Below are 19838 nucleotides of genomic sequence, written 5' to 3'. Positions count from 1 at the left end.
CCGCGTCGGTCAGTCCCCGCCCTGGTCCGCATCGGTAGCGCAGGTGAACGCCTTTCGCTTGTCCACCAGGCGGCCCATCAGGCGGTCGCTCAGCGGCAGTGCATTGCCGTTGAGGCGCCAGTCGTAGATCACGCTGAAGGCCAGCACGCGGGCGACGTACTCGCGCGTTTCCTTGTAGCTGATGGTCTCGATCCACAGGTCCGGATCGAAGCCCGGGCGCTGGGTCTGCCAGCGTGCGGTCGGGGTCGGCCCGGCGTTGTACGCGGCGATGGTCACATAGGGCAGGCCGTCGTACTTGTTCATCAGCTGGCGCAGGTAGGCCGTGCCGATGGCGATGTTGGTGTCCGGGTCGTACAGGCTGTCGGCGCCGCCGTAGGCGGTCAGGCCGATGTTGCGGGCGACGCTGGCACCGGTGGCGGGCAGCACCTGCATCAGGCCCATGGCGTTGGCAGGCGAGCGCGCGCGCGGGGTGAACGTACTCTCGGCGCGGATTTCGGCGGCCACCCAGGCCGGGTCGATGGCGTTGCGTGCCGATTCGCGGCGGATGGTGCTGTCGTGGTGCAGCGGGAAGCGCAGATCGTACAGGCGCTGTTCCTGCGGCTGCTTGCCCAGCGCGAACACGGCGCGGTCGAACCAGCCGTTGTCCTGCGCCACGCGCACGGCCAGGCGGCGCTGGGTGTCATCGAAGCGGGCCAGTGCGCTGTTCCACTCGGCCACGGCCCAACCGGTGCGATCAATCTGGTACAGCGCCATGGCACGCTGGATGGCGGGGTCGCGGGCGATGGTGGCCTGCGCCTGCGAGCCGTCGTTCGGCTTCCACGGGCACAGCGTGTAGTTCTGCTGCAGCTTGTCGGCCGCCAGGAACCCATGGAACGTGGGGGCACGCGCTGCGGTGCGGAACAGCGGCTGCGCCTGCTGTGCCTGCCCTGTCTTTTCCAGCATGCGCCCTTCAAAGTAGGCCCAGCGCGAATCGCTGCGCTGCTTGTTGCCCATCTTGCGGATGGCAGCGAGCGCGGCCGGCCAGTCGCCGCGCGACATCGCCTCGCGCACGCGCCATTCGTGCAGGCGCTCGTCGTAGGCTGATTCGGGCACGGCGTTGAGACGGCGCGCGGAATCGGGCAGGTACGAGGCGACCGTCCACAGTGCAATCTGGTAACGCACCTGGCCCTGCTGTTCGGCACTCAGGCCCAGCGCCTGGGCGTACTGGGGCAGCTGTTGTTCGGTGGCATCGGGGTCGGCCTTGGCCAGTTTTTCCAGTCCGTCGGTGGCGATGCGCCGGCTGCGCTCATTGCGCGGCCAGTTCAGTGCACTGGCATTGGGCTTGTCGACGAAGGCGGCATAGGTGTTTGCCAGTGTCAGATCGGCGGCGGGCAGGCCGCGCGCGGCGCTGCGCATCACGGCCGGCTGCTGCGCATCGGCGGCCGCGTCGATGCGCTCCCAGCGCAATGCGTCGCTCAAGCCGCCCTGCGCCTGCAGCACGGCGAACACGGCGTCGCAGGCATCGGGCAGTGATTTGCCGTTCTTGCGCCACAGGTCCTGCGCTTCGCTGATCCACTGCGGGTCGACCTTGCCGGTGGTCTGGCGTGCAGTCAGCTGGGCGCATCGCAGGCCAAGGTTGTCGGTGGGTGCCCAGTTGGCCAGCAGGGTGGGCCAGTCCTGGCGGCGGGCCACCGAGGGCAGCCAGACGCTGCGGAAGCTGTTGGCCACGGCCTGCCCGTCATAGCGCTTGAGGAAGGCCTGCGCCTGGCTGGTATCGACCGTATCGATGTTGCGGCGAAGCTGGGCGAACTCGACCCAGCCATAGGCCGGATGGCGGCTGAGGGCGGCGGCCTGGCCGGGATCGAGCTGGCCGCGTTCGGCCGCGTCGATGGCGGCCTTCAGCGAGCCGCTCTGGGCATCGAGTGACTGGGCGCTGGCGCAGCCGATCAGCAGCGATGCGGACAGCGGGAGCAGGGACAGGGCGGTCGAAGAGCGTCGGGTCATGGCTCCAGCATAGCGGGGCCTGCCTGAATTCAGTTTCGCATCGCGTGCACGTACGGCGCGGGCAACGGCAGCTGAATGTTTCTCCGGCGAGCACTGCCCTTGGCCTGTGCAGGCGACGTACTGTCGGCTTGGGCGAACGGCCCGGGTGCAAGGAGTGGCACATGGCGTTCAGTAGCGCAGGAAAGAGCGGCCCCTTGGCGGAGATCAATGTCACGCCGCTGGTGGATGTGATGCTGGTGTTGTTGATCATCTTCATCGTTACCGCGCCGATGCTGTCGCGGCCCATTGCGGTGCAGTTGCCGCAGGCGACCGACCGGGTGGTCGACCGCCCCGATCCACCGCCACCGATCGAGCTGCGGCTGGATGCGTCCAACCAGCTGAACTGGAATGGCCAGCCGATGGCCATCGGTGATCTGCAGGCCCGCCTGCGGACCGAAGCCGGCCAGCACGCCGGTAACCTGCCGGAGCTGCGCATTGCGACCGATCCGTCTGCCGAGTACGAAGGCATGGCGCGGATCCTGGCGGCGGCCGAGGCGACGGGGATGGAGCGCATCGCGTTCGTGCGATGACGGTTGCAGGGCGGTCCGACCATGGGTCGGCCGCCTTTCTGGGCATCCTCGCGTGGCCGTCCATCGGGCAGAAGGGGTCAGGAGGGGAGGGCCATGCGCCCGCGAGCACGTGTTTCCCTGCCATGAATTGAGGGGTTCGTTCGGAAAATCCGTCAATTCCGCGTGAAAGAGTGTCTGCCGTCACGTCGTGATTTTTACCGCTTGTTTACAAAGGAGACACTGCCGCCATTGCAGGGGGGAGCGCGGCAGTCCATGTCCCGACATTCCTTTGGAGAGAGAGCGAATGAATCACCTGCATCACCGCCCGTTGGCGGTTGCTGTTGCCCTGTGCGTGACCGCCCTGGCCCCACTGGCCGCAATGGCGCAGACCGCCACGACGCTGGATGCCGTGGAAGTGACCGGCACGCGCATCAAGCGCGCTGAGGTGGAAGGCCAGGTGCCGATCCAGACCCTCACCCGCAGCGAGATCGAACGCACCGGCCTGAACTCCATCGGTGAAGTGCTGCAGCAGCTCACCGGTTCCGGTTCGGCGTTGAATGCCAAGTTCAACTCTTCCGGCAACTTCGGCTTCCCACCCGATGGCAGCGGCGTCGGTGCGGGTTCGGCGCAGGTCGATCTGCGCCACCTGGGTGCCAAGCGCGTGCTGGTGCTGGTCGATGGCATCCGTTGGGTCAATGAATCCTCCGCCTCGGGCGTGGGTGCGGCGACCGATCTGAACACCATTCCGCTGGCGATTGTTGAACGCATCGAGGTGCTCGAAGACGGAGCCTCCTCGCTGTACGGTTCCGACGCCATTGCCGGCGTGGTCAACATCATCACCCGCCGTGATTTCGATGGCGGCCAGGTGACACTGAATTACGGCGAATACAGCAAGGGCGATGGTACGCAGAAGGGCGTGGACCTGGCCTGGGGCACGCGGGGCGATCGCTACAGCGTGTTCGTGGGCGGCAGCTGGACCAAGCAGGATCCGGTGTATGCACGCGATCGCGAGCAGTCGCGATTGCCAATTCCTGGTACTGGACTTGCCTTTGGCAGTGGCGGCATTCCGCAGGGCCGCTTCATGTTCATCGATCCCAACACCGGGGCAGTGCAGAACATTGTTCCCAACTCTGGAGCCAGTAACCCAAGTTATGACGGCAGCGCCGGCTGCGACCGTAGCGACAGCTATCACTGTTTCACTACCGCCGATCGCTTCAACTTCGCCGAATACAACATGGTGCTGACGCCGTCCGAGCGCAAAGGCATCTTCGGGCAGTTCCGCTTCGACGTCAGCGACAACGTGCAGTGGTATGTGAAGGCGCTGGGCAACCGCCGCGAGTCGACCAACCAGGCCGCGCCGGAGCCGCTGTTCTTCGGTCCCGAGGCGGGCACCGGCAATCCGCTGGCGGACAACATCGTCATCTCCGCATTGAACCCGTACAACCCGTTCGGCTTCACCCTGGACTCGTCGGACAACCTGATCATGATCGGCCGTCGCCCGGTGGAAGGCGGCGCGCGCGTGTTTGAACAGAAGGTGGATACGCAGTATGTCGCCACCGGTCTGGAGGGGAGTTTCCAGGCGGCGGACCGACAGTGGTACTGGGACGTCAATGGCATGTACAGCAAGAACAAGGCCACCCAGACCAACTACGGCAGCTACAACATCTACAACATCAACCTGGCGCTGGGCGATCCGGCGCTCTGTGCCGCCACGGCAGGCTGCGTGCCGCTGGACATCTTCGGCGGCGCCGGTTCGATCACCCCGGAGATGCTGCAGTGGATCCAGCCGGTGGTGCGCGACCGCAGCCAGAACGAACTGACCCTGTTCACCGCCAATCTGTCCAGCGAGCTGTTCAACCTGCCGGCCGGCGCGGTGTCCTTCGCGACCGGTCTGGAACATCGCAAATATGAGGGCTGGTACCAGCCCGATCCGCTGACGGTGATCGGCCACTACAACGGCGTGCCATCGCAACCGACGTCCGGCTCCTATGACGTCAATGAAGCCTATCTGGAATTGAACGTCCCGCTGTTTGCCGCGCCCTCCTATGGCGGCAAGCTGGACCTGAGTCTGGCCGGGCGCTATTCGGATTACTCGACCTTTGGCGGCGAGTTCACCCCCAAGTACGGCCTGCGCTGGCAGGTGACCAATGACTTCGTGCTGCGTACGACTTACGCCGAAGGCTTCCGTGCGCCGTCGATCGGTGAGCTGTACGGCTCTGCCGCGCGTGCCGACCTGCAGATCTTCGATCCGTGCTCGATCGGCCTGGGGGGCACGGCGCCTCGAGGCAGTGCCGCCAACTGTGCTGCGCTGGGCGTGCCCACGGGCTTCCAGCAGGCCAACTCGCAGATCTCAGTCACCACCGGTGGCAACCGCGAGCTGGACCCGGAGCGCTCGCGCAGCTTCAGCGCCGGCTTTGTCTGGAGCCCGTGGTTCGGCAACAACACCGGCTGGTCGGAGCGCTTCGACGTGGATGTGACGTTCTACCGGCACACCATTGATGGTGCGATCCAGGCCATCAACGCGCAGACCCAGCTGGACCTGTGCGTGGACACGCTGGACCCCCTGTACTGCGATGGCATTACCCGCGCCAGTACCGGTGGCATCAACGGGTTCAACAACCGGCTGACCAACCTGGGTTCGATCAAGACCGATGGCTGGGATGTGGATCTGCACTGGACGCTGCCGCAGAGCGCGGCGGGCCAGTTCAAGATTGGCTGGCAGAACACCTTCGTGGGCCGTTACGAAGCCACGGGCGCGGCCGGGCAGAAGCAGCCGCAGGGGCCGGGCATCGAAGTGGCCGACAGCTCCATTCCCGAGTGGACCAGCAATCTCTCGCTGGGCTGGACGCTGGGCAACTGGAGCGCCAACTGGACGGTGCGCCACATTTCCGAGCTGACGGAAGACTGCGGTGATGCGGTCGCCTTCCCGGTGTGCAGCAACCAGACCGCAGGCACCAACACGCTGGCGGCAACCACGTTCCATGATGCCCAGGTGGGCTACAGGATCGAGTGGATGAAGGGGCTGCAGCTGACTGCTGGGTTGAACAACGTGTTCGACAAGGATCCGCCGATCTGCCTGTCGTGCTCGTTGAACGGCTACGACGCCTCCACCTATGACATCCCGCGTGGCCGCTACTGGTACATGCGCGCGGACCTGCGGTTCTGATGGAAGGGTGCCGCGCCGGGATCATCCCGGCGCGGCGCTTGCTGTGCTGGGGCCGGGCGGCGACGGGGCGCGCTGTGTTGGGCCGACTGCGCGGGGTGCATGCCGCACTTTGGACCGACCGGGCGGGGTGCATGCTGCGCTGTGACCGATCGGGCGGGGTGCTTGCGGCGCTTTGGTAGAGTCGAGCTTGCTCGACTGCTTTTCGCGGTTCAGTCGAGCAAGCTCGACGCTACAAGAGCGATGGCGCCGGGTTGCCCCGGCGCCATGGACATCAGAACGACCAGGTGAAGGTGATCGAGCCGTTGCGGCCGTCGCCGAATGCACCGTAGCCATTGATCTGCGAGTAGTACTTCTTGTCCAGCAGATTGTTGAGGTTGGCCTGCACGCTGAACTCCGGCGAGATGCGGTAGCGCACGAAGGCGCTGACCAGCGCGTAGCCGTCCTGCTCGATGCGGCCGTAGGCCGGCACCGCGTAGTAGATGCGGTTCTGCCAGTTGGCGCCACCGCCCACGGTCAGTTCCTGCAGCGACTGCGGGGTGTAGCTGGTGAACAGCTTCAGCGTGGTCTGCGGCAGGTTGGTGTTGATGTCCGCATCGTTGATGTCCTTGGCGACGTAACGCGATGCGCCAAAGGTGGCATTCCAGCCCGGCGCCAGTTCGCCGTTCAGCTCGAACTCGAAGCCACGGCTGACGGTGCCGCGTGCGGCGATGTAGGCGGTCTCGCCACCGGTTCCACCGATCACTGGCTCGCCGGTGGACTGGCCAACATTGTCCTGCTCGATGCGGAACACGGCGACCGAGGCGTTCAGCCGGTTGTCGAACCACGCGCCCTTGACGCCCACTTCGTAGCTCTTGCCGTCGACCGGATCAAGGTAGCTGCCGTTGCGGTCCTTCAGCATCTGCGGCTGGAAGATTTCGGTGTAGGACGCATAGGTCGAGTAGGTGTCATTGATGTCGAACACCAGGCCCGCATAAGGCGTGGTCACCTTGTGCGAGCGGTCGGCCCCTTCGCCTTCGCTCTTCCAGTCGGTGTAACGCGCACCGATGATCAGCTTCAGCGGATCAGCCAGCGACAGGCGTGCGGCGGCGTAGCCGGCCTTCTGGGTGATGGTGCCTTCGCTGGCCAGGGCCAGTGCGTTCCAGTTCGGCTCGCTGATGTTGCCGTTCCAGTTCAGGTAGCTGGAGAAGGGATCCCAGGCGAGGCCGGCGCCGCCGATCTGGTAATCGCCGTAGTTGGCGTACTCGCGCTTGTTGTAGCTCAGGCCGCCCATCACTTCGTGCTTGCGGCCAAACAGCTCGAACGCGCCGCTGAAGTAGCCGTCCACCGCATTGACCTTGCGTTCGGTGTTGTAGAAGCCGGCCGACGGCGAGATGCCGGCACCGGTGTTCTTGTCGAAGAACGAAGCGCCGGTGACCCAGTCGTTGTAGGCCGGGTAGAACAGCTTGTCGTCGGCCTTGGTTTCGTCATGGGTCGCGCCGATGCGGACTTTCCAGTCATCGTTGAAGGCGTGTTCCAACGTGGCGAAGGCGCGCTTGCTGGTGGTATCCCAGTAGGTCCAGTTCGGGCTGGCGTTGAACGATTCGTCGTAGCCGGTGCTGGTGCCATCGGAGAACAGCATCGGGAAACCGCCCCAGGTGGCGCCGTTGGCGCGCTTCTGCTGGTAGTCGTAACCCACGCTCAGCTGGGTATCCGGGGTCAGGTCGGCGTCGATGACCGCATAGCCCAGCGTCTTGTGCTGGTTGTAGCGGTCCATCTGCGCATCGGTGTCCAGGTAGCTGCCGATCACGCGGGCGCGCACCGAACCACTGGCGTTCAGCGGGGTGGTGACGTCCACGGTGCTGCGGGTACGGCCCCAGCTGCCAACGTTCACCGACACGCTGCCGGTCAGCTCGGCGCTGTCAGCGTGCTTGCGGATCAGATTGACCGATGCCGACGGATTGCCTGCGCCGGTCAGCAGGCCGGTGGCGCCGCGGACCACTTCGACGCGGTCGTACAGGGCCAGATCCAGGCCGGAATCGCCGTAGCTCCAGTTCTGCACCATCTGCGTGGGCAGGCCGTCGAACTGGTAGCTGTCGATGTAGAAGCCGCGTGCATAGAACTCGGTGCGCTCGGTGTCCGACTGGGTGCTGCTGACGCCGGTGGTGTTGCCCAGCACGTCGATGATGTCGTCGAGGTTCTGGTCCTCGATGCGCTGGTGGCTGATGATGCTGACCGACTGCGGGATCTCGCGCGGGGTGAGGTCGAATCGGGTACCGGCGGACGTCCTGCGTACCGAGTAGCCTTCGGCGCGCTCGCCCTTCACCACGACCTTGTCGAGGGTGGTCGGGTCGGCGGCGGTTTCGGCGAAGGCGGCCGGCGCGGCGGCCAGGCACAGAGCAGTGAACACGGCGGCCGACAGCCGGCGCGGCTGCGGAAGACGGGGGGTATGACGGTACATGAGCGTTCCTGGACGAGCACGTGCGGTGGGCCGACCGGAATCCGCGGGGGCGTGGCGCAACGGGAAGTGAGGGGGGCCGGCCGTCCTGGCCCAACCGTAAACGGCCGGAATAATAATGCGAACTATTCCTGTTTACAAATCCTGAACGTTCAGGCGGATGGAGCGGCGGGTATGCCTGGCGGCGGCCGGCCGTCAGCGGAGGAGTGGTAACGGGTCGCGGGCGCCGTCCTTGCCGTAGATGCCCCAGTGCAGGTGCGGCGGCGTGCCCTTGGCATTGCCGGTGTCCCCCACATAGCCCAGCAGCTGCCCGGCCTGCACCACCTGGCCGCGTGCCAGGCCCTCGGCCCAGCCTTCCAGATGCGCGTAGTAGTAGCGCTCGCGTCCGGGCCCGATCACCCACACCTGGCGGCCGCCCAGCCCGCTCTCGCGCACATCGCTGATGACCCCAACCGTAGCGCTGCGCACCGGGGTGCCGCGCTTGCCAAAGATGTCGATGCCGGCGTGGCTGCGGTCGCGCCCGCGCGGGGCGCCGAAGGTGTCGGCGATCTGCCTGGGCTGCACGCCATCCACCGGCACCGGCAAAGCGGTTGCGGGCGGCATGCGTGCCAACGACCAGAGCATCCTGGGGGCGGCGGCCCACGGGCTGTTCCACACGGCCAGTGCGGCAATGCACGCGATCAGCAGCGATGCGCCGCGTAGCAGCCAGCGGCGGAGGCGTCGGGCAGGGGAGGGCAATGTGCTCATGGTATGGGTGTGTAGAGTCGAGCTTGCTCGACTCTACACAAGCGGTGCCAGCGGTACCGAGAAACTGCGCTTCAATGTGCCCAGCGCCACCGAGGTGCGGAAGCGTTCGATGTTGTCATCGCCGCCGAACAGTCGTTCGGTGATCGCTTCGTACTCCTCCATTGAGGCCGCCGAAAGCAGCAGCAGGAAATCGCCGTCGCCGGTGATCGAGTAGCACTGCTGCACGGCGGGGTCGTCCTGCACGCGGCGGCGGAACGGGGCCACCCGGTCACGCTGCTCGCTGACCACGCGGACCTCGACGATGATGGTCAACGGCCGGCCGACCTTCGCGGCGTCGACCACGGCCACGTTGGCCGCGATCACGCCGCCGTCCTGCAGGCGCTTGATGCGCCGCTGCACGGCGGGCGTGGACAGGTGCACGGCCTCGGCGATCTGCCGTTGCGGCAGGGCGTTGTCCTGCTGCAGCAGGCCGAGGATGGCGCGGTCGAAACTGTCCAGCACGGGAGCGGTGGCCATGGCGAGCAGAAGTTGCACGAACGGGTCGTCAATTGAGCCAAGTGCTCGGCGCCAGCGCAATAGACTGGGCGCATGCAGACTTCCCGATTCGCGCCGCTGTTGCCGGTGCTGGCGGTGCTCGGCTCGGTTACCGCGCTGGCCATCGGCACCTCCTATGCCAAACACCTGTTCCCGCTGGTCGGTGCGCAGGGCACCAGCGCGCTGCGCGTAGGTTTTTCGGCGCTCTTGCTGCTGCTGTTCTGGCGGCCGTGGCGCTGGAAGACCGGTCGCGTGGATGCGATGACCATCCTGCGCTACGGGCTGACCCTGGGCCTGATGAACCTGCTGTTCTACATGGCCATCCGCACCATTCCGTTCGGCATTGCGGTGGCCATCGAGTTCACCGGTCCGCTGACGGTGGCGATGCTGTCCTCGCGGCGGCCGATCGACTTCCTCTGGGTGGGCTGCGCGCTGGTGGGCCTGTTGCTGCTGCTGCCGCTGGGCGGCGGGCCGGCGCTGGACCCGGCCGGGGTGCTGTACGCGATGGGTGCGGCCGCGTGCTGGGGGCTGTACATCGTATTCGGCAAGCGTGCCAGTCACCTGCATGCCGGCCATACGGTGTCGCTCGGGCTGTTGGCCGCGTCGCTGGTGGTGGTGCCGGTGGGCGTGGCCCACGCTGGCATGGCGCTGCTGCAGCCGGACATCCTGCTGGCGGGGCTGCTGGTGGCGCTGGTGTCCAGTGCGATCCCGATGTCGCTGGAAATGATGGCGCTCAAGCGCCTGCCCAAGGAAACCTTCGGCATCCTGATCAGCATGGAACCGGCGGTGGCCGCGCTGTGGGCGATGCTGCTGCTGCACGAGCACCTGCAGGGCGTGCAGTGGCTGGCCATCGGTTGCACCGTGGTGGCTTCGGTGGGCAGCACGATGACCGCGCGGCGGTTGAGAACCCCGGTGGTCGCATGAAAATGGGGACGGAGGGGATCAAGTCGTTTGTGGAACAAGCGACTTGATCCCCACCGTCCCCTTTTCCAGGGGCGGTGAGTCAGCGCAGGGCGTCGGCCGGTACGTCGATGGACATGGCCAGGGCCAGATGGTCGGAGAACGCGGCCGGTACGGCTTCCACGCTGCGGGTCTGCAGGTTGCTGCTGACCAGGATGTGGTCGATGGCCCGGTCCGGGCGCCAGCTGGGGAAGGTCGGCACCACGCAGCCCGGCGGCTGCAGCCGGGTCTTCTGGTACAGCACCTGCATTTCCGGGCGTTCGGCCAGGCAGTTGAAATCGCCCATCAGCACGGCATTGGGGTGGTCGGACAGCAGCTCGGCGATGAAGCCGAGCTGGGACATCCTCGAACCGGCGCCCAGTGACAGGTGGGCCACGGCCACGGCCAGGCCGTCTTCGCCATCGCCGAATTTGGCCAGCAGCACGCCGCGCCCGCCGATACGGCCGGGCAGGGCGTGGTCCTGTACTTCCACCGGTTCCAGCTTGCTCAACAGGCCGTTGGCGCTGGATGCAACCCCGCCCATGCGCCGGTTCGGCTGGTGGCTCCAGTAATTGAAGCCGGCACGCTGGGCCAGGTAGTGGGTCTGGTTGGTGAAGCCCGACCGCAGGCTGCCCGGGTCGGCCTCCTGCAGGCCGACGATGTCATGGCCGCGGGCCAGGGTGGCGATCGCGTCCAGGCTGCTGCGCTTGCGCCCCGCCGGCAGCGCATGTGACCAGCTGCGGGTCACATAGTCGCTGTAGCGGCGGGTGCTTGAGCCGGCCTGGATGTTGGCCGTCAGCAAGCGCAGGGTCCGTGTGGCGGGGGAAGTCACGGCCGGTAATGCTTTCTCTTGGATCAGTGAGCCTGGGCCGCACCGCGTTCGCGGGCGATCAGGTGGTCGGCAATGCGCAGCATGTCCGGGAAGCTCTTGCCCTTCACCAGGTACTTGCCGTTGATGATGATCGACGGGGTGCCGCTGATCTGGCTGCGCTGGGCGAACTGCTTGGCCGAGTTGGTCTTGGCATTCACCGCGAAGCTGCCCATGGTGGCGGCGAACTGCTTGGGATCCACACCGTAGCCGGCGTAGAACTTGGCGATGTCCTCGACCGGGTCGACGCCGCGCTCACCCTTCAGGGTCTGCTGCGAGTGGATGGCGGCGTACAGCGCTTCGTGGGTCTTCTCCTGCACCCCCAGGGTCTGCGCGGCGTAGAAGGCACGGGCGTAGTTGTCCCACGTGCCGCCGAACATGGCAGGCACGTAGACGAAGTTCACGTCGCTGGGCAGGCCGGCCTTCCACGGGCCGACCAGCGGCTGGAAGGCGGCGCACGCCGGGCAGACGTAGCCGAAGATCTCGACCACTTCGACCTTGCCGGTGGCCGGCTGGAACGGCTGGCCGTTGCTGATGACCTGGTAGTCGCTGCCTTCCACCGGGGCCGGGCCGGTCAGCGCGGTGGTGGTCGGGGCCGGTGCGGCGGCCGGGGCAGCCTCGGCGGCGGCCGGGGCTGCGCTTTCGGTGCTGGCAGCGGCGTCGGCAGCCGGGGCTGCAGCGGGCTCGGCCGCAGCCGGGGTCGCGGCCGGCTCAGCCGGGGCAGTGGTGTTGGCGGTGCCGTCGTCGGCCTTGCAGGCCGCCAGGATCGGCAGCAGGGCTGCAAGTGCGAAAGCAGCAATACGGGTCTTCATCGAAACGTCTCCAGCATCTGGAAAGGCGGGGCCGGCGGCGGGCGCCGGCCAGGGGGAAATGATGACATGCGGCGGCAACAGCGCCGTGTCGATGGTCGGGATTGGTTCAGCGGCCGCCGCGGGCGCGGGCGTCGGAAATCAGCCGGGAGGCGATGCGCAGCTGATCCTCGAAGCTGTTGCCGCGTACCAGGTACTGGCCATTGATGATGATGGCCGGGGTGCCGGGCACCTGGGTGCGCTGGGCGAAGGCACGGGCCTCGGCGACTTTCTTCTGCACCGCATCGCCACGCAGGGCCTGCTTGTAGCGGTCGGCGCTCACGCCATAGGCGGTGTAGAAGGTAGCAAGCTCATCGGCAGAGACGTTCTGCATGGGCAGCGAGCCCTGTTCGTGCAGGGCCTTGAACACGGCCGCGTGGCTGCGCTTGGCCACGCCCACTTCCTCGGCAGCGTAATAGGCCAGGGCCCAGGCATCCCAGGCACCGCCGAAGGCGGCCGGGACCGGGGTGAAGCGCACGTCAGCCGGCAGCTTGGCGGCCCAGGCTTCCAGCTGGGGCTCGAAGTGGGCGCAGTGCGGGCAGGTGTAGCCGAAGACTTCAACCACCTCGATCTTGCCGGCCAGCGGCTGGAACGGGCCGGGCTTGGCGATGCGTTCGTAGTCTTTGCCTTCAACCAGCGGGGTAGTGGCAGGGGTGGCGGCGCAGACGGCCAACGGCAGCATCACCAGCAGGGACAGCAGAAGGCGGGGAATAAACCTCATCGACACGCATCTCCATTGAAAATAACAACGCCGGCGCAGCCGCCGGCGTGAAAGAAACATACCGCAGCCGCGGGCCGCCGTGGCGACCTGGGCCGACCAGTGGCGGTCAGGGGGCGGCGGCCGGTGCTGGGGCGGCGGCTTCGGCGGCGATGTCATCGGCCTTGTTGTGCAGGCCCTGCAGGTAGCTGGACAGTGCCTGGACCTCCTGCTCGCTCAGCTTCTGGGCGATGGCGGCCATGATCTGGAAGTGTGCCTTGTCGGTTTCGTTGGTCTGCCCTGCCTGGTATTCCTGGAGCCGGCGGGCGACGTAGCTGGCGTGCTGGCCGCCGATGTGCGGGTAGGCCGGGCCGGGGTTGCCGGCGCCGCTGGGCCCATGGCAGGCCATGCAGGCTGGCAGGCCGCGCGTGGCGTCGCCGCCGCGGTACAGCTGCTGGCCGATCTCGTAGAATTTCATGCCCTTGTAGGGACCGTCGGCGACCACCGTATCGTCGGCGATGCCAGCGGTGGCCTTCTGGGTTGCGAAGAACGCGCCGATATCGCGCATGTCCTGCGGGGTGAGGTTCTGCACGAAGGGCACCATCGCCACCGCTGCGCCGGAACTGCGCTGGCCGTTGGCGATCAGGGCCATCTGCTGGGCCACGTAGCGTTCGCTCTGGCCGGCGATGGACGGGTACATCTCCACCGTGGCATTGCCGTCGGCGCCATGGCAGGCCGCGCAGGCCGAGGCCTTGGTCTGGCCGGCCTTGGCATCCCCCCAGGTGGTCTTGCTGAAATCCACTTCCAGCGAGGCGGTGCGGATCGGCCCGTTGTCGGGCAGCGGGGTCAGCGTGGTCTGCGCGAAGGCAGCAGCGGCAACGACGACAGCGGTGGCAAGAGCGGATACGGCAAGAACGCGAGCGTGGCGCATGCTAAAGCTCCGTATGGACCGGGCCGGGCGGCGGCCGCCGGCATCGCCCGGATTATCAACGCCGTTTCCGCGCACGGTCAACGAAGCAGTGCAGCATTTTCCCCACCCGTGGGGCCTGGAACGGGCGCGCGGCGCCGCAACATGCGATCCTACGCACATGTCATTGCTCATCGAACGCGCCCGTTACCACCTCTCGGCCCACAACGTGCGGCAGCTGCCGCCCGATGAAGGGGCCGAAGTGGCCTTCGCCGGCCGCTCCAACGCCGGCAAGTCCAGCGCCCTCAACGCGCTGACCCGGCAGAACGCCCTGGCCCGCGTGTCCAAGACCCCCGGCCGCACCCAGCAGCTGGTGTTCTTCCAGATCACCCCGGAAGCGCACCTGGTCGACCTGCCGGGCTACGGCTATGCCAAGGTGCCGCTTGACCTGCAGGCGCACTGGCAGGCCTTCATCGACAAGTATTTCCGCACCCGCGAAGCCCTCAAGGGCCTGGTGGTGGTGATGGACATCCGCCACCCGCTGAAGGACTACGACCGGCAGATGCTGTCCTACGCGGTGCAGCGCGGCATGCCGGCGCACGCGCTGCTGACCAAGGCCGACAAGCTCAGCCGCAGCCAGCAGATGCAGACCCTGCAGAAGGTGCGCAAGGAACTGCATGCGGCCTACGGCGACAGCGTCAGCGTGCAGGTGTTCTCCGGTGAGGACCGTACCGGCGTGGAAGAAGCCCGCGGCGTGATCGGCGGCTGGTTGGGTCTGGCGTAACAATGGAGCGTGCCGGGCGTTGCCCGGCCGCATTCCTGTAGAGCCGAGCCCACGCTCGGCTGCCGCGCGCAGCGCGGTGCGGCCCCGGTAGCCGAGCATGGGCTCGGCTCTACAAGGGCTCACCGGCTCATTTCAACGGCGAATACTCCGCCGGTACCCACGCATAGGCCTCGCCCTCGCGGCGCACATGACCCAGCCCGGGGAACGGCAGGTGCGCGCCGGCCACCCACCATCCCTTGGCCGACGCCTGCTGCAGCAAGCCGCGACGGCTGGCGATGGCCGCTGGGCGGTCTGCATCGGCCTCGAATGCCGCCTCCGGATGTGCGAACTGCACCGCGTGGAAATGCAGCACATCGCCCCAGACCAGCAACGACTCCCCCTGGCTGTCGAACCGGTAGGAGACATGGCCGGGGGTATGGCCGTGGGTATCCATGGCGACCGCGCCACCGGGCAGCGCATCCCCCGGCTGGAACGTGCGCAGCCTGCCGTGGGCCTGGTACGGCGCCACCGCATTGCGTGCCAAGGGGAAGGCGAAGCGGACGCCTTCCGGCGCGCCGGCCTCGCTGGCCGGGTCAAGCCAGTAATCGGCATCGGCCTTGGACAGCCACACCGTGGCGTTGGGATAGGCCGGTTGGCCCTGGGCATCCAGCACGCCGCACAGATGGTCCGGGTGGGCGTGGGTGAGCAGGACGTCGTCGATCCCGGCCGGGTCCACCCCGGCGGCACGCAGGTTGCCCAGCACCTGGCCCAGGCCGGGGCCGAAGCATTGCGCGGTGCCGGTGTCGACCAGGGTCAGGTGCTTGCCCTGGCGGACCAGGAAGGCGTTGACCGCGGTCTGCAGGCCCTTCTTGTCCTCGGGCACGTAGCGGCCATCCAGCAGGCGGGTGACCAGGGCGGGGGAAACATCGACCACCTGCTGGCGGCCCAACGCGACCACGCCGTCGAACAGGGCGGTGACCTGCAGGCTGCCGATGCGCTGGTGGTAGACGCCCGGAACCTGTTGGGTGGGGGCAGGGGAGGTGGCTTCGGCCATGGCGGCCAGCGGCAGGGAAGACAGGGCCAACAGCAGGGCGCCGCGCAGGGGCAGGTGACGCAGGGTCATGAGGTGGGGCTCGGTAAGGCGGGTTGTTCCGTCGCTGTGCAGCGTGCCGGGTGGGGCGCGCGCGATGCGCTCAAACCACTGCGTGGAATGCTCAGGGGGGGGGCGGCAGGGCTTGCAGCCCTGCACCTGCTCAATGCAACGGCAACGGCCGAAGCAACGTCAAAGGCTGGTTTCCTGAGGGATGGCGGGGTGGGTCCGGTTGAGGGGGACGCCGTAAATACGTCCATGTAGGCTTGGTCGCGGCATCCATGCCGCTCACACCCCCTCAACCGGACCCACCCCGCCTTCGACAGTTCCCCGCGATCTGTCGGAACGGCGTTCTGCTTTGGTGGGTGCCGACCGTTGGTCGGCACGGGGTCGGATGTCGATATCTGACAGAAAAATCGTGTCGACCAAGGTCGACACCTACCAACCGCCTGTCGCAGTAGATCCACGCCGTGCGTGGATGATTTATCCGATATCCGACAGATGTGCCGACCAACGGTCGGCACCCACCATCAGCCGCCGGCCAACTGTCGAAGGCGGGGCACTGTGGGTTTGCGGGGTGTGAGCCGCATGGATGCGGCGACCAAGCCTACATGGACGTATTTACGGCGTCCCCGCAAACCCACAGTGCCCCGCCATCCCACGGAATGCAGGCTTTTGATTTTGACGTTGATTGCAGCAGGTGCAGGGCTGCAAGCCCTGCCGACCCCCACCCTTAGATGTCTGCCGGGGACAGCCCGTACTGCTCGGCGAAGCGCTTGCTGAAACTCGCCGCCGATCGATAGCCCGCGCGTGCAGCCACGGTCTTCAGCGGCAGCTCGGTCGTGTACAGCAGCATCATGCCGTGCGCCAGCCGTGCCTCGGTCAGCAACTGCCGCAGGCTGGTGCGCTCGGCCGCCAGGCGCCGACGCAGGGTCGCGCCGCTCAGTGCGAAGTGGTCTTCCACATCGCGCGACTGCCAATCACGTGCCGGCTCGGCCGCAATGCGGTCGCGGATCTGTTCGCCCAGGCTGGGCACCTGTGGCAGCAGCAGGTTGCCGTGGCCCTGCCGGCACCAGGCCAGTACCAGCTCGGCCAGCGCCAGCCGCGCTTCGCTGTAATGCCCATCCTGAAGTGCCTGGCGCCAGCGTCGCAGCACCGTGCCGTGGTTGACCAGGCGGGGCTGGGCGATCGCCGCGCCAGCCGAAGGCAATGCTTCGCTCCAGAGCGTGCGCGCCGCAGCCAGTACTTCCGCGCACAGCGGCACGATGGCGCTGAGGTAGCGGCCCGTGGCTGCATCGGGTGTATTGACCACATCGATGCGGCAGCGCTGGGTGAACAGCAGCATGTCGCCCGCATGGGCGGTGAGGGACTGGTGCGCGGTACGCACCTGCTTGCTGCCTTCCAGCAGGATCACGAACTGGGGCTGCGGTATCTCCACCGAACTGGCGCCATGTTCGCGGCGCGCGGTGATGCAGGCATAGCCTTCGGCGCGATCACAGCCGGCCAGGCTCGCCATCTCGGCCAGCAGGGCAACGTCGGGCGGCAGCATCGTGGTCATGGCAGGTGCGCTCCCAACAGTGTGCCGATGCCGGCAGCGGCAACCATCGCCAGTGCGCCCCAGAACATCACCCGCACCGCGCCACGAACGGCCGGTGCGCCGCCGGCACGGGCGGCCATGGCGCCAGTCAGGCACAGGCCCAGCAGGGTGCTGGCGGTGGTGGTCAGGCTGACCTGGTCTGCGCTGGAAAACAGTGCGGTCAGCACCGGCAGTGCAGCGCCACAGGTGAAGGCGCCCGCCGAGGCCAGCGCCGCCTGCAGCGGGCGTGCCCGCAGGGTATCGGTGATGCCGAGTTCATCGCGCGCGTGCGCGCCCAGTGCGTCGTGTGCGGTCAGCTGCTCGGCCACCTGCCGGGCCAGTGCAGGCTCCAGCGCGCGATGGCGGTAGATGGCGGTCAGCTCGTCCAGCTCGCTGTGCGGGTCTTCGTGCAGCTCGCGCTTTTCCACGGCCAGATCGGCCGCTTCGGTGTCGGCCTGGGTCTGCACCGAGACGTATTCTCCGGCGGCCATCGACATCGCACCGGCCACCGTGCCAGCCACGCCGGTGGCCAGGATCGTCCCGGCCGAGGCGCCGCTGGCAGCCACGCCGACCACCAGGCCGGCGACCGAGACGATGCCGTCGTTGGCCCCCAGCACGGCGGCGCGCAGCCAACCGACGCGGTCGGCGCGGTGCAGTTCCGGGTGTCGTGAATGGCGGCTCATGGCCTGAGTGTACGGGGGTCAAGAGGTCGTCGGTAGGATGCTGAAACCCGTCACCGTCGCATGATGCGAAGGGCCGCCACGCTATAGTGCGCCCTTGCGATGGAAGGCCCCCAGCCCCACATCCCCTGCCACTGTCCAGCGAGTCCTCCCCCTTGTCGAGCCCCAGCCACGTCGCCGATACGCCCATTACCGACCGCTCGCAGCTGGTCGAGGTGCTCGCCTCCGGTGAGAAGCCCCGCGCGCAGTGGCGCATCGGTACCGAGCATGAAAAGTTCGGGTTCCGCCTGGATGACCTGCGTCCGCCGACCTTCGAGGGCGAGCGTGGCATCGAAGCCCTGCTCAACGGCCTGACCCGCTTCGGCTGGGAGCCGGTGCAGGAGAACGGCAACACCATCGCCCTGCTGCGCGACAACGCGTCGGTGACGCTGGAACCGGCCGGGCAGCTGGAGCTGTCCGGTGCGGCACTGGAAACCATCCACCAGACCTGTGTGGAAACCGGCACCCACTTGAATGAAGTGGCGCAGGTGGCCGGCGAGCTTCAGCTGGGCTTCCTCGGCATGGGCTTCCAGCCGAAGTGGAAGCGCGATGAAATGCCGTGGATGCCCAAGGGCCGCTACAAGATCATGCGTTCGTACATGCCCAAGGTCGGTTCGCTGGGCCTGGACATGATGACCCGCACCTCCACCGTGCAGGTGAACCTGGATTACGCCACCGAAGCGGACATGGTGAAGAAGTTCCGCGTGTCGCTGGCGCTGCAGCCGATCGCCACCGCGCTGTTCGCCGATTCGCCGTTCACCGAAGGCAAGCCGAACGGCTATCTCAGCTACCGCTCGCACATCTGGACCGACACCGACGCTGACCGCACCGGCATGCTCGACTTCGTGTTCGAGGACGGCTTTGGTTACGAGCGTTATGTCGATTATCTGCTCGACGTGCCGATGTACTTCTCCTACCGCGATGGCATCTACCACGACGCCAGCGGGCAGAGCTTCCGCGATTTCATGCAGGGCAAGCTGCCGGTGCTGCCGGGCGCGCTGCCGACGCTGCGCGACTGGTCGGACCACATGACCACCGCCTTCCCGGAAGTGCGCCTGAAGAAGTACCTGGAAATGCGCGGTGCCGACGGTGGCCCGTGGAGCCGCCTGTGTGCGCTGCCGGCGTTCTGGGTGGGCCTGCTGTACGACGACGCTGCACTGGATGCGGCCTGGGACCTGGTGCGTGATTTCACCCTGGCCGAGCGCCACGCGCTGCGCGATGGCGTGCCGAAGCATGCGATGGGCCTGCCGTTCCGCACTGGTACCGTGCGTGATCTGGCCCGCGAAGCAGTGAAGATTTCCGTGGAAGGCCTCAAGCGCCGCGCCGCGCGCAATGCCGATGGCCAGGACGAAAGCAAGTTCCTGGACGTGCTGCAGGAAATCGTCGAGTCGGGCCTGACCCCGGCCGAGCGCAAGCTGGCGCTGTTCCATGGCCGTTGGCACGGCGACGTGGACCCGGTGTTCCGCGAGTTCGCTTATTGATCGCGTTGCGGGATTGCCGGCCAGCGGCCGGCACTACCAACAAAAAAAACCCCGGCAGTGCCGTAATGCTGTTCACTTAAGCGGTGCAGCCTTGCGATCTACCGGATAGCGGATCTTGGAAATCTTCACCGTCCTCGGCGTTGTCGGCCGGGGACGGTGTTCCAGGAAGAGGCTGGCAACTCCTGACCGCAGTTGGGACAGGCGCCTCCCGGTAGCCGATGCCGGTTGCGCCGCAGCCATCACGATCAGCTGTGCGCCGATGTAGTGGCAGGCAGTTTTGAAGCGTATTTCCGAGGGTGCGCGGCCGTAGGCAACGGCCGCTTGGCTCGCCTCGCGGCGGATGATGTTGTACGCCAGCAGCAGGCCCCAGACTTCCTGATACACCAGCTCGACGGTCTTGCTGCGCAGGGTCACTGCATTTCGCTGCATCGAGCTTTTGAGATCGCCGAAGCCCAGTTCGATTTCCCAGCGCTCCTGGTAGAGCTCGGCTACGGCCTTTGTGCTGTATGCAGCTGCCGGCAGCGACGTCAGTACCGTC

The 19838-nt window shown here is 66.9% G+C and carries 17 protein-coding genes; 5 read left to right on the top strand and 12 right to left on the bottom strand.

Features of this window, described 5'->3' with window-relative positions; translation table 11 throughout:
* Positions 1-9: 9 nt before the first annotated feature.
* Positions 10-1983, bottom strand: coding sequence for a transglycosylase SLT domain-containing protein (locus C1924_RS16840; RefSeq protein WP_108766330.1), 1974 nt, complete (start codon positions 1981-1983; stop codon positions 10-12).
* A 161-nt stretch (positions 1984-2144) separates the two neighbouring features.
* On the opposite strand from C1924_RS16840, the gene C1924_RS16835 reads away from it, so the two are divergent.
* Positions 2145-2552 (top strand): biopolymer transporter ExbD, encoded by a 408-nt coding sequence (locus C1924_RS16835; protein WP_108766329.1) that lies wholly within the window; start codon positions 2145-2147, stop codon positions 2550-2552.
* 358 nt (positions 2553-2910) lie between these two features.
* A complete protein-coding gene (locus C1924_RS16830; protein WP_254051290.1) occupies positions 2911-5697 on the top strand; it encodes a TonB-dependent receptor in 2787 nt (928 codons plus the stop codon).
* Positions 5698-5968: 271 nt separating this feature from the next.
* On the opposite strand, the gene fhuE is transcribed toward C1924_RS16830, so the two are convergent.
* The 3 genes from fhuE to C1924_RS16815 form a co-directional block, all read right to left on the bottom strand.
* The gene (fhuE, locus tag C1924_RS16825) at positions 5969-8134 is read right to left on the bottom strand and encodes a ferric-rhodotorulic acid/ferric-coprogen receptor FhuE (protein WP_108766327.1); all 2166 of its coding nucleotides are present in this window, start codon (positions 8132-8134) and stop codon (positions 5969-5971) included.
* Positions 8135-8326: 192 nt separating this feature from the next.
* On the bottom strand, positions 8327-8878 hold the full coding sequence (locus tag C1924_RS16820) for a M23 family metallopeptidase (RefSeq protein ID WP_108766326.1): 552 nt from the start codon (positions 8876-8878) through the stop codon (positions 8327-8329).
* A 33-nt stretch (positions 8879-8911) separates the two neighbouring features.
* On the bottom strand, positions 8912-9394 hold the full coding sequence (locus tag C1924_RS16815) for an Lrp/AsnC family transcriptional regulator (protein WP_108766325.1): 483 nt from the start codon (positions 9392-9394) through the stop codon (positions 8912-8914).
* Between the two features lie 72 nt (positions 9395-9466).
* Here C1924_RS16815 and C1924_RS16810 point away from each other — a divergent pair, with 72 nt between their 5' ends.
* The gene (locus tag C1924_RS16810) at positions 9467-10336 is read left to right on the top strand and encodes an EamA family transporter (RefSeq protein ID WP_108766324.1); all 870 of its coding nucleotides are present in this window, start codon (positions 9467-9469) and stop codon (positions 10334-10336) included.
* Between the two features lie 79 nt (positions 10337-10415).
* Here C1924_RS16810 and C1924_RS16805 read toward each other — a convergent pair whose 3' ends face one another.
* The 4 genes from C1924_RS16805 to C1924_RS16790 form a co-directional block, all read right to left on the bottom strand.
* Positions 10416-11153, bottom strand: coding sequence for an endonuclease/exonuclease/phosphatase family protein (locus tag C1924_RS16805; RefSeq protein WP_174208999.1), 738 nt, complete (start codon positions 11151-11153; stop codon positions 10416-10418).
* Positions 11154-11206: 53 nt separating this feature from the next.
* Entirely contained in the window at positions 11207-12031 is an 825-nt protein-coding gene (locus C1924_RS16800) for a thiol:disulfide interchange protein DsbA/DsbL (RefSeq protein WP_108766322.1), read from the bottom strand.
* A 106-nt stretch (positions 12032-12137) separates the two neighbouring features.
* A complete protein-coding gene (locus tag C1924_RS16795; protein WP_108766321.1) occupies positions 12138-12788 on the bottom strand; it encodes a thiol:disulfide interchange protein DsbA/DsbL in 651 nt (216 codons plus the stop codon).
* Between the two features lie 106 nt (positions 12789-12894).
* A complete protein-coding gene (locus tag C1924_RS16790; RefSeq protein ID WP_108766320.1) occupies positions 12895-13695 on the bottom strand; it encodes a c-type cytochrome in 801 nt (266 codons plus the stop codon).
* 157 nt (positions 13696-13852) lie between these two features.
* On the opposite strand from C1924_RS16790, the gene yihA reads away from it, so the two are divergent.
* Positions 13853-14455 carry a ribosome biogenesis GTP-binding protein YihA/YsxC gene (gene yihA / locus C1924_RS16785; protein ID WP_108766319.1) on the top strand — a complete coding sequence of 201 codons (603 nt, stop codon included), beginning with the start codon at positions 13853-13855 and terminating at the stop codon, positions 14453-14455.
* A 127-nt stretch (positions 14456-14582) separates the two neighbouring features.
* On the opposite strand, the gene C1924_RS16780 is transcribed toward yihA, so the two are convergent.
* The 3 genes from C1924_RS16780 to C1924_RS16765 all read right to left on the bottom strand — a co-directional run bounded on the left by C1924_RS16780 (position 14583) and on the right by C1924_RS16765 (position 17783).
* Entirely contained in the window at positions 14583-15557 is a 975-nt protein-coding gene (locus tag C1924_RS16780) for an MBL fold metallo-hydrolase (protein WP_108766318.1), read from the bottom strand.
* A gap of 700 nt (positions 15558-16257) precedes the next feature.
* Complete coding sequence (locus C1924_RS16770) at positions 16258-17082, bottom strand: helix-turn-helix transcriptional regulator (protein ID WP_108766317.1); 825 nt, start codon at positions 17080-17082, stop codon at positions 16258-16260.
* Positions 17079-17783, bottom strand: a complete 705-nt coding sequence (locus C1924_RS16765) for a VIT family protein (RefSeq protein WP_108766316.1) — start codon at positions 17781-17783, stop codon at positions 17079-17081. The genes C1924_RS16770 and C1924_RS16765 overlap by 4 nt, the downstream gene beginning before the upstream one ends.
* 152 nt (positions 17784-17935) lie before the next feature.
* On the opposite strand from C1924_RS16765, the gene C1924_RS16760 reads away from it, so the two are divergent.
* Positions 17936-19300, top strand: coding sequence for a glutamate--cysteine ligase (locus C1924_RS16760; protein ID WP_108766315.1), 1365 nt, complete (start codon positions 17936-17938; stop codon positions 19298-19300).
* A gap of 72 nt (positions 19301-19372) precedes the next feature.
* Here the strand turns inward: C1924_RS16760 and C1924_RS20630 are convergent.
* A partial coding sequence (locus C1924_RS20630; protein WP_254051162.1) for a transposase occupies positions 19373-19838 on the bottom strand: 466 nt, incomplete at its 5' end.

Source organism: Stenotrophomonas sp. ESTM1D_MKCIP4_1, from assembly GCF_003086895.1.
Taxonomy (GTDB): Bacteria; Pseudomonadota; Gammaproteobacteria; order Xanthomonadales; family Xanthomonadaceae; genus Stenotrophomonas.
Note: the sequence above shows the minus strand (reverse complement) of the source record. Positions and strands in the feature narration are given on the sequence as shown.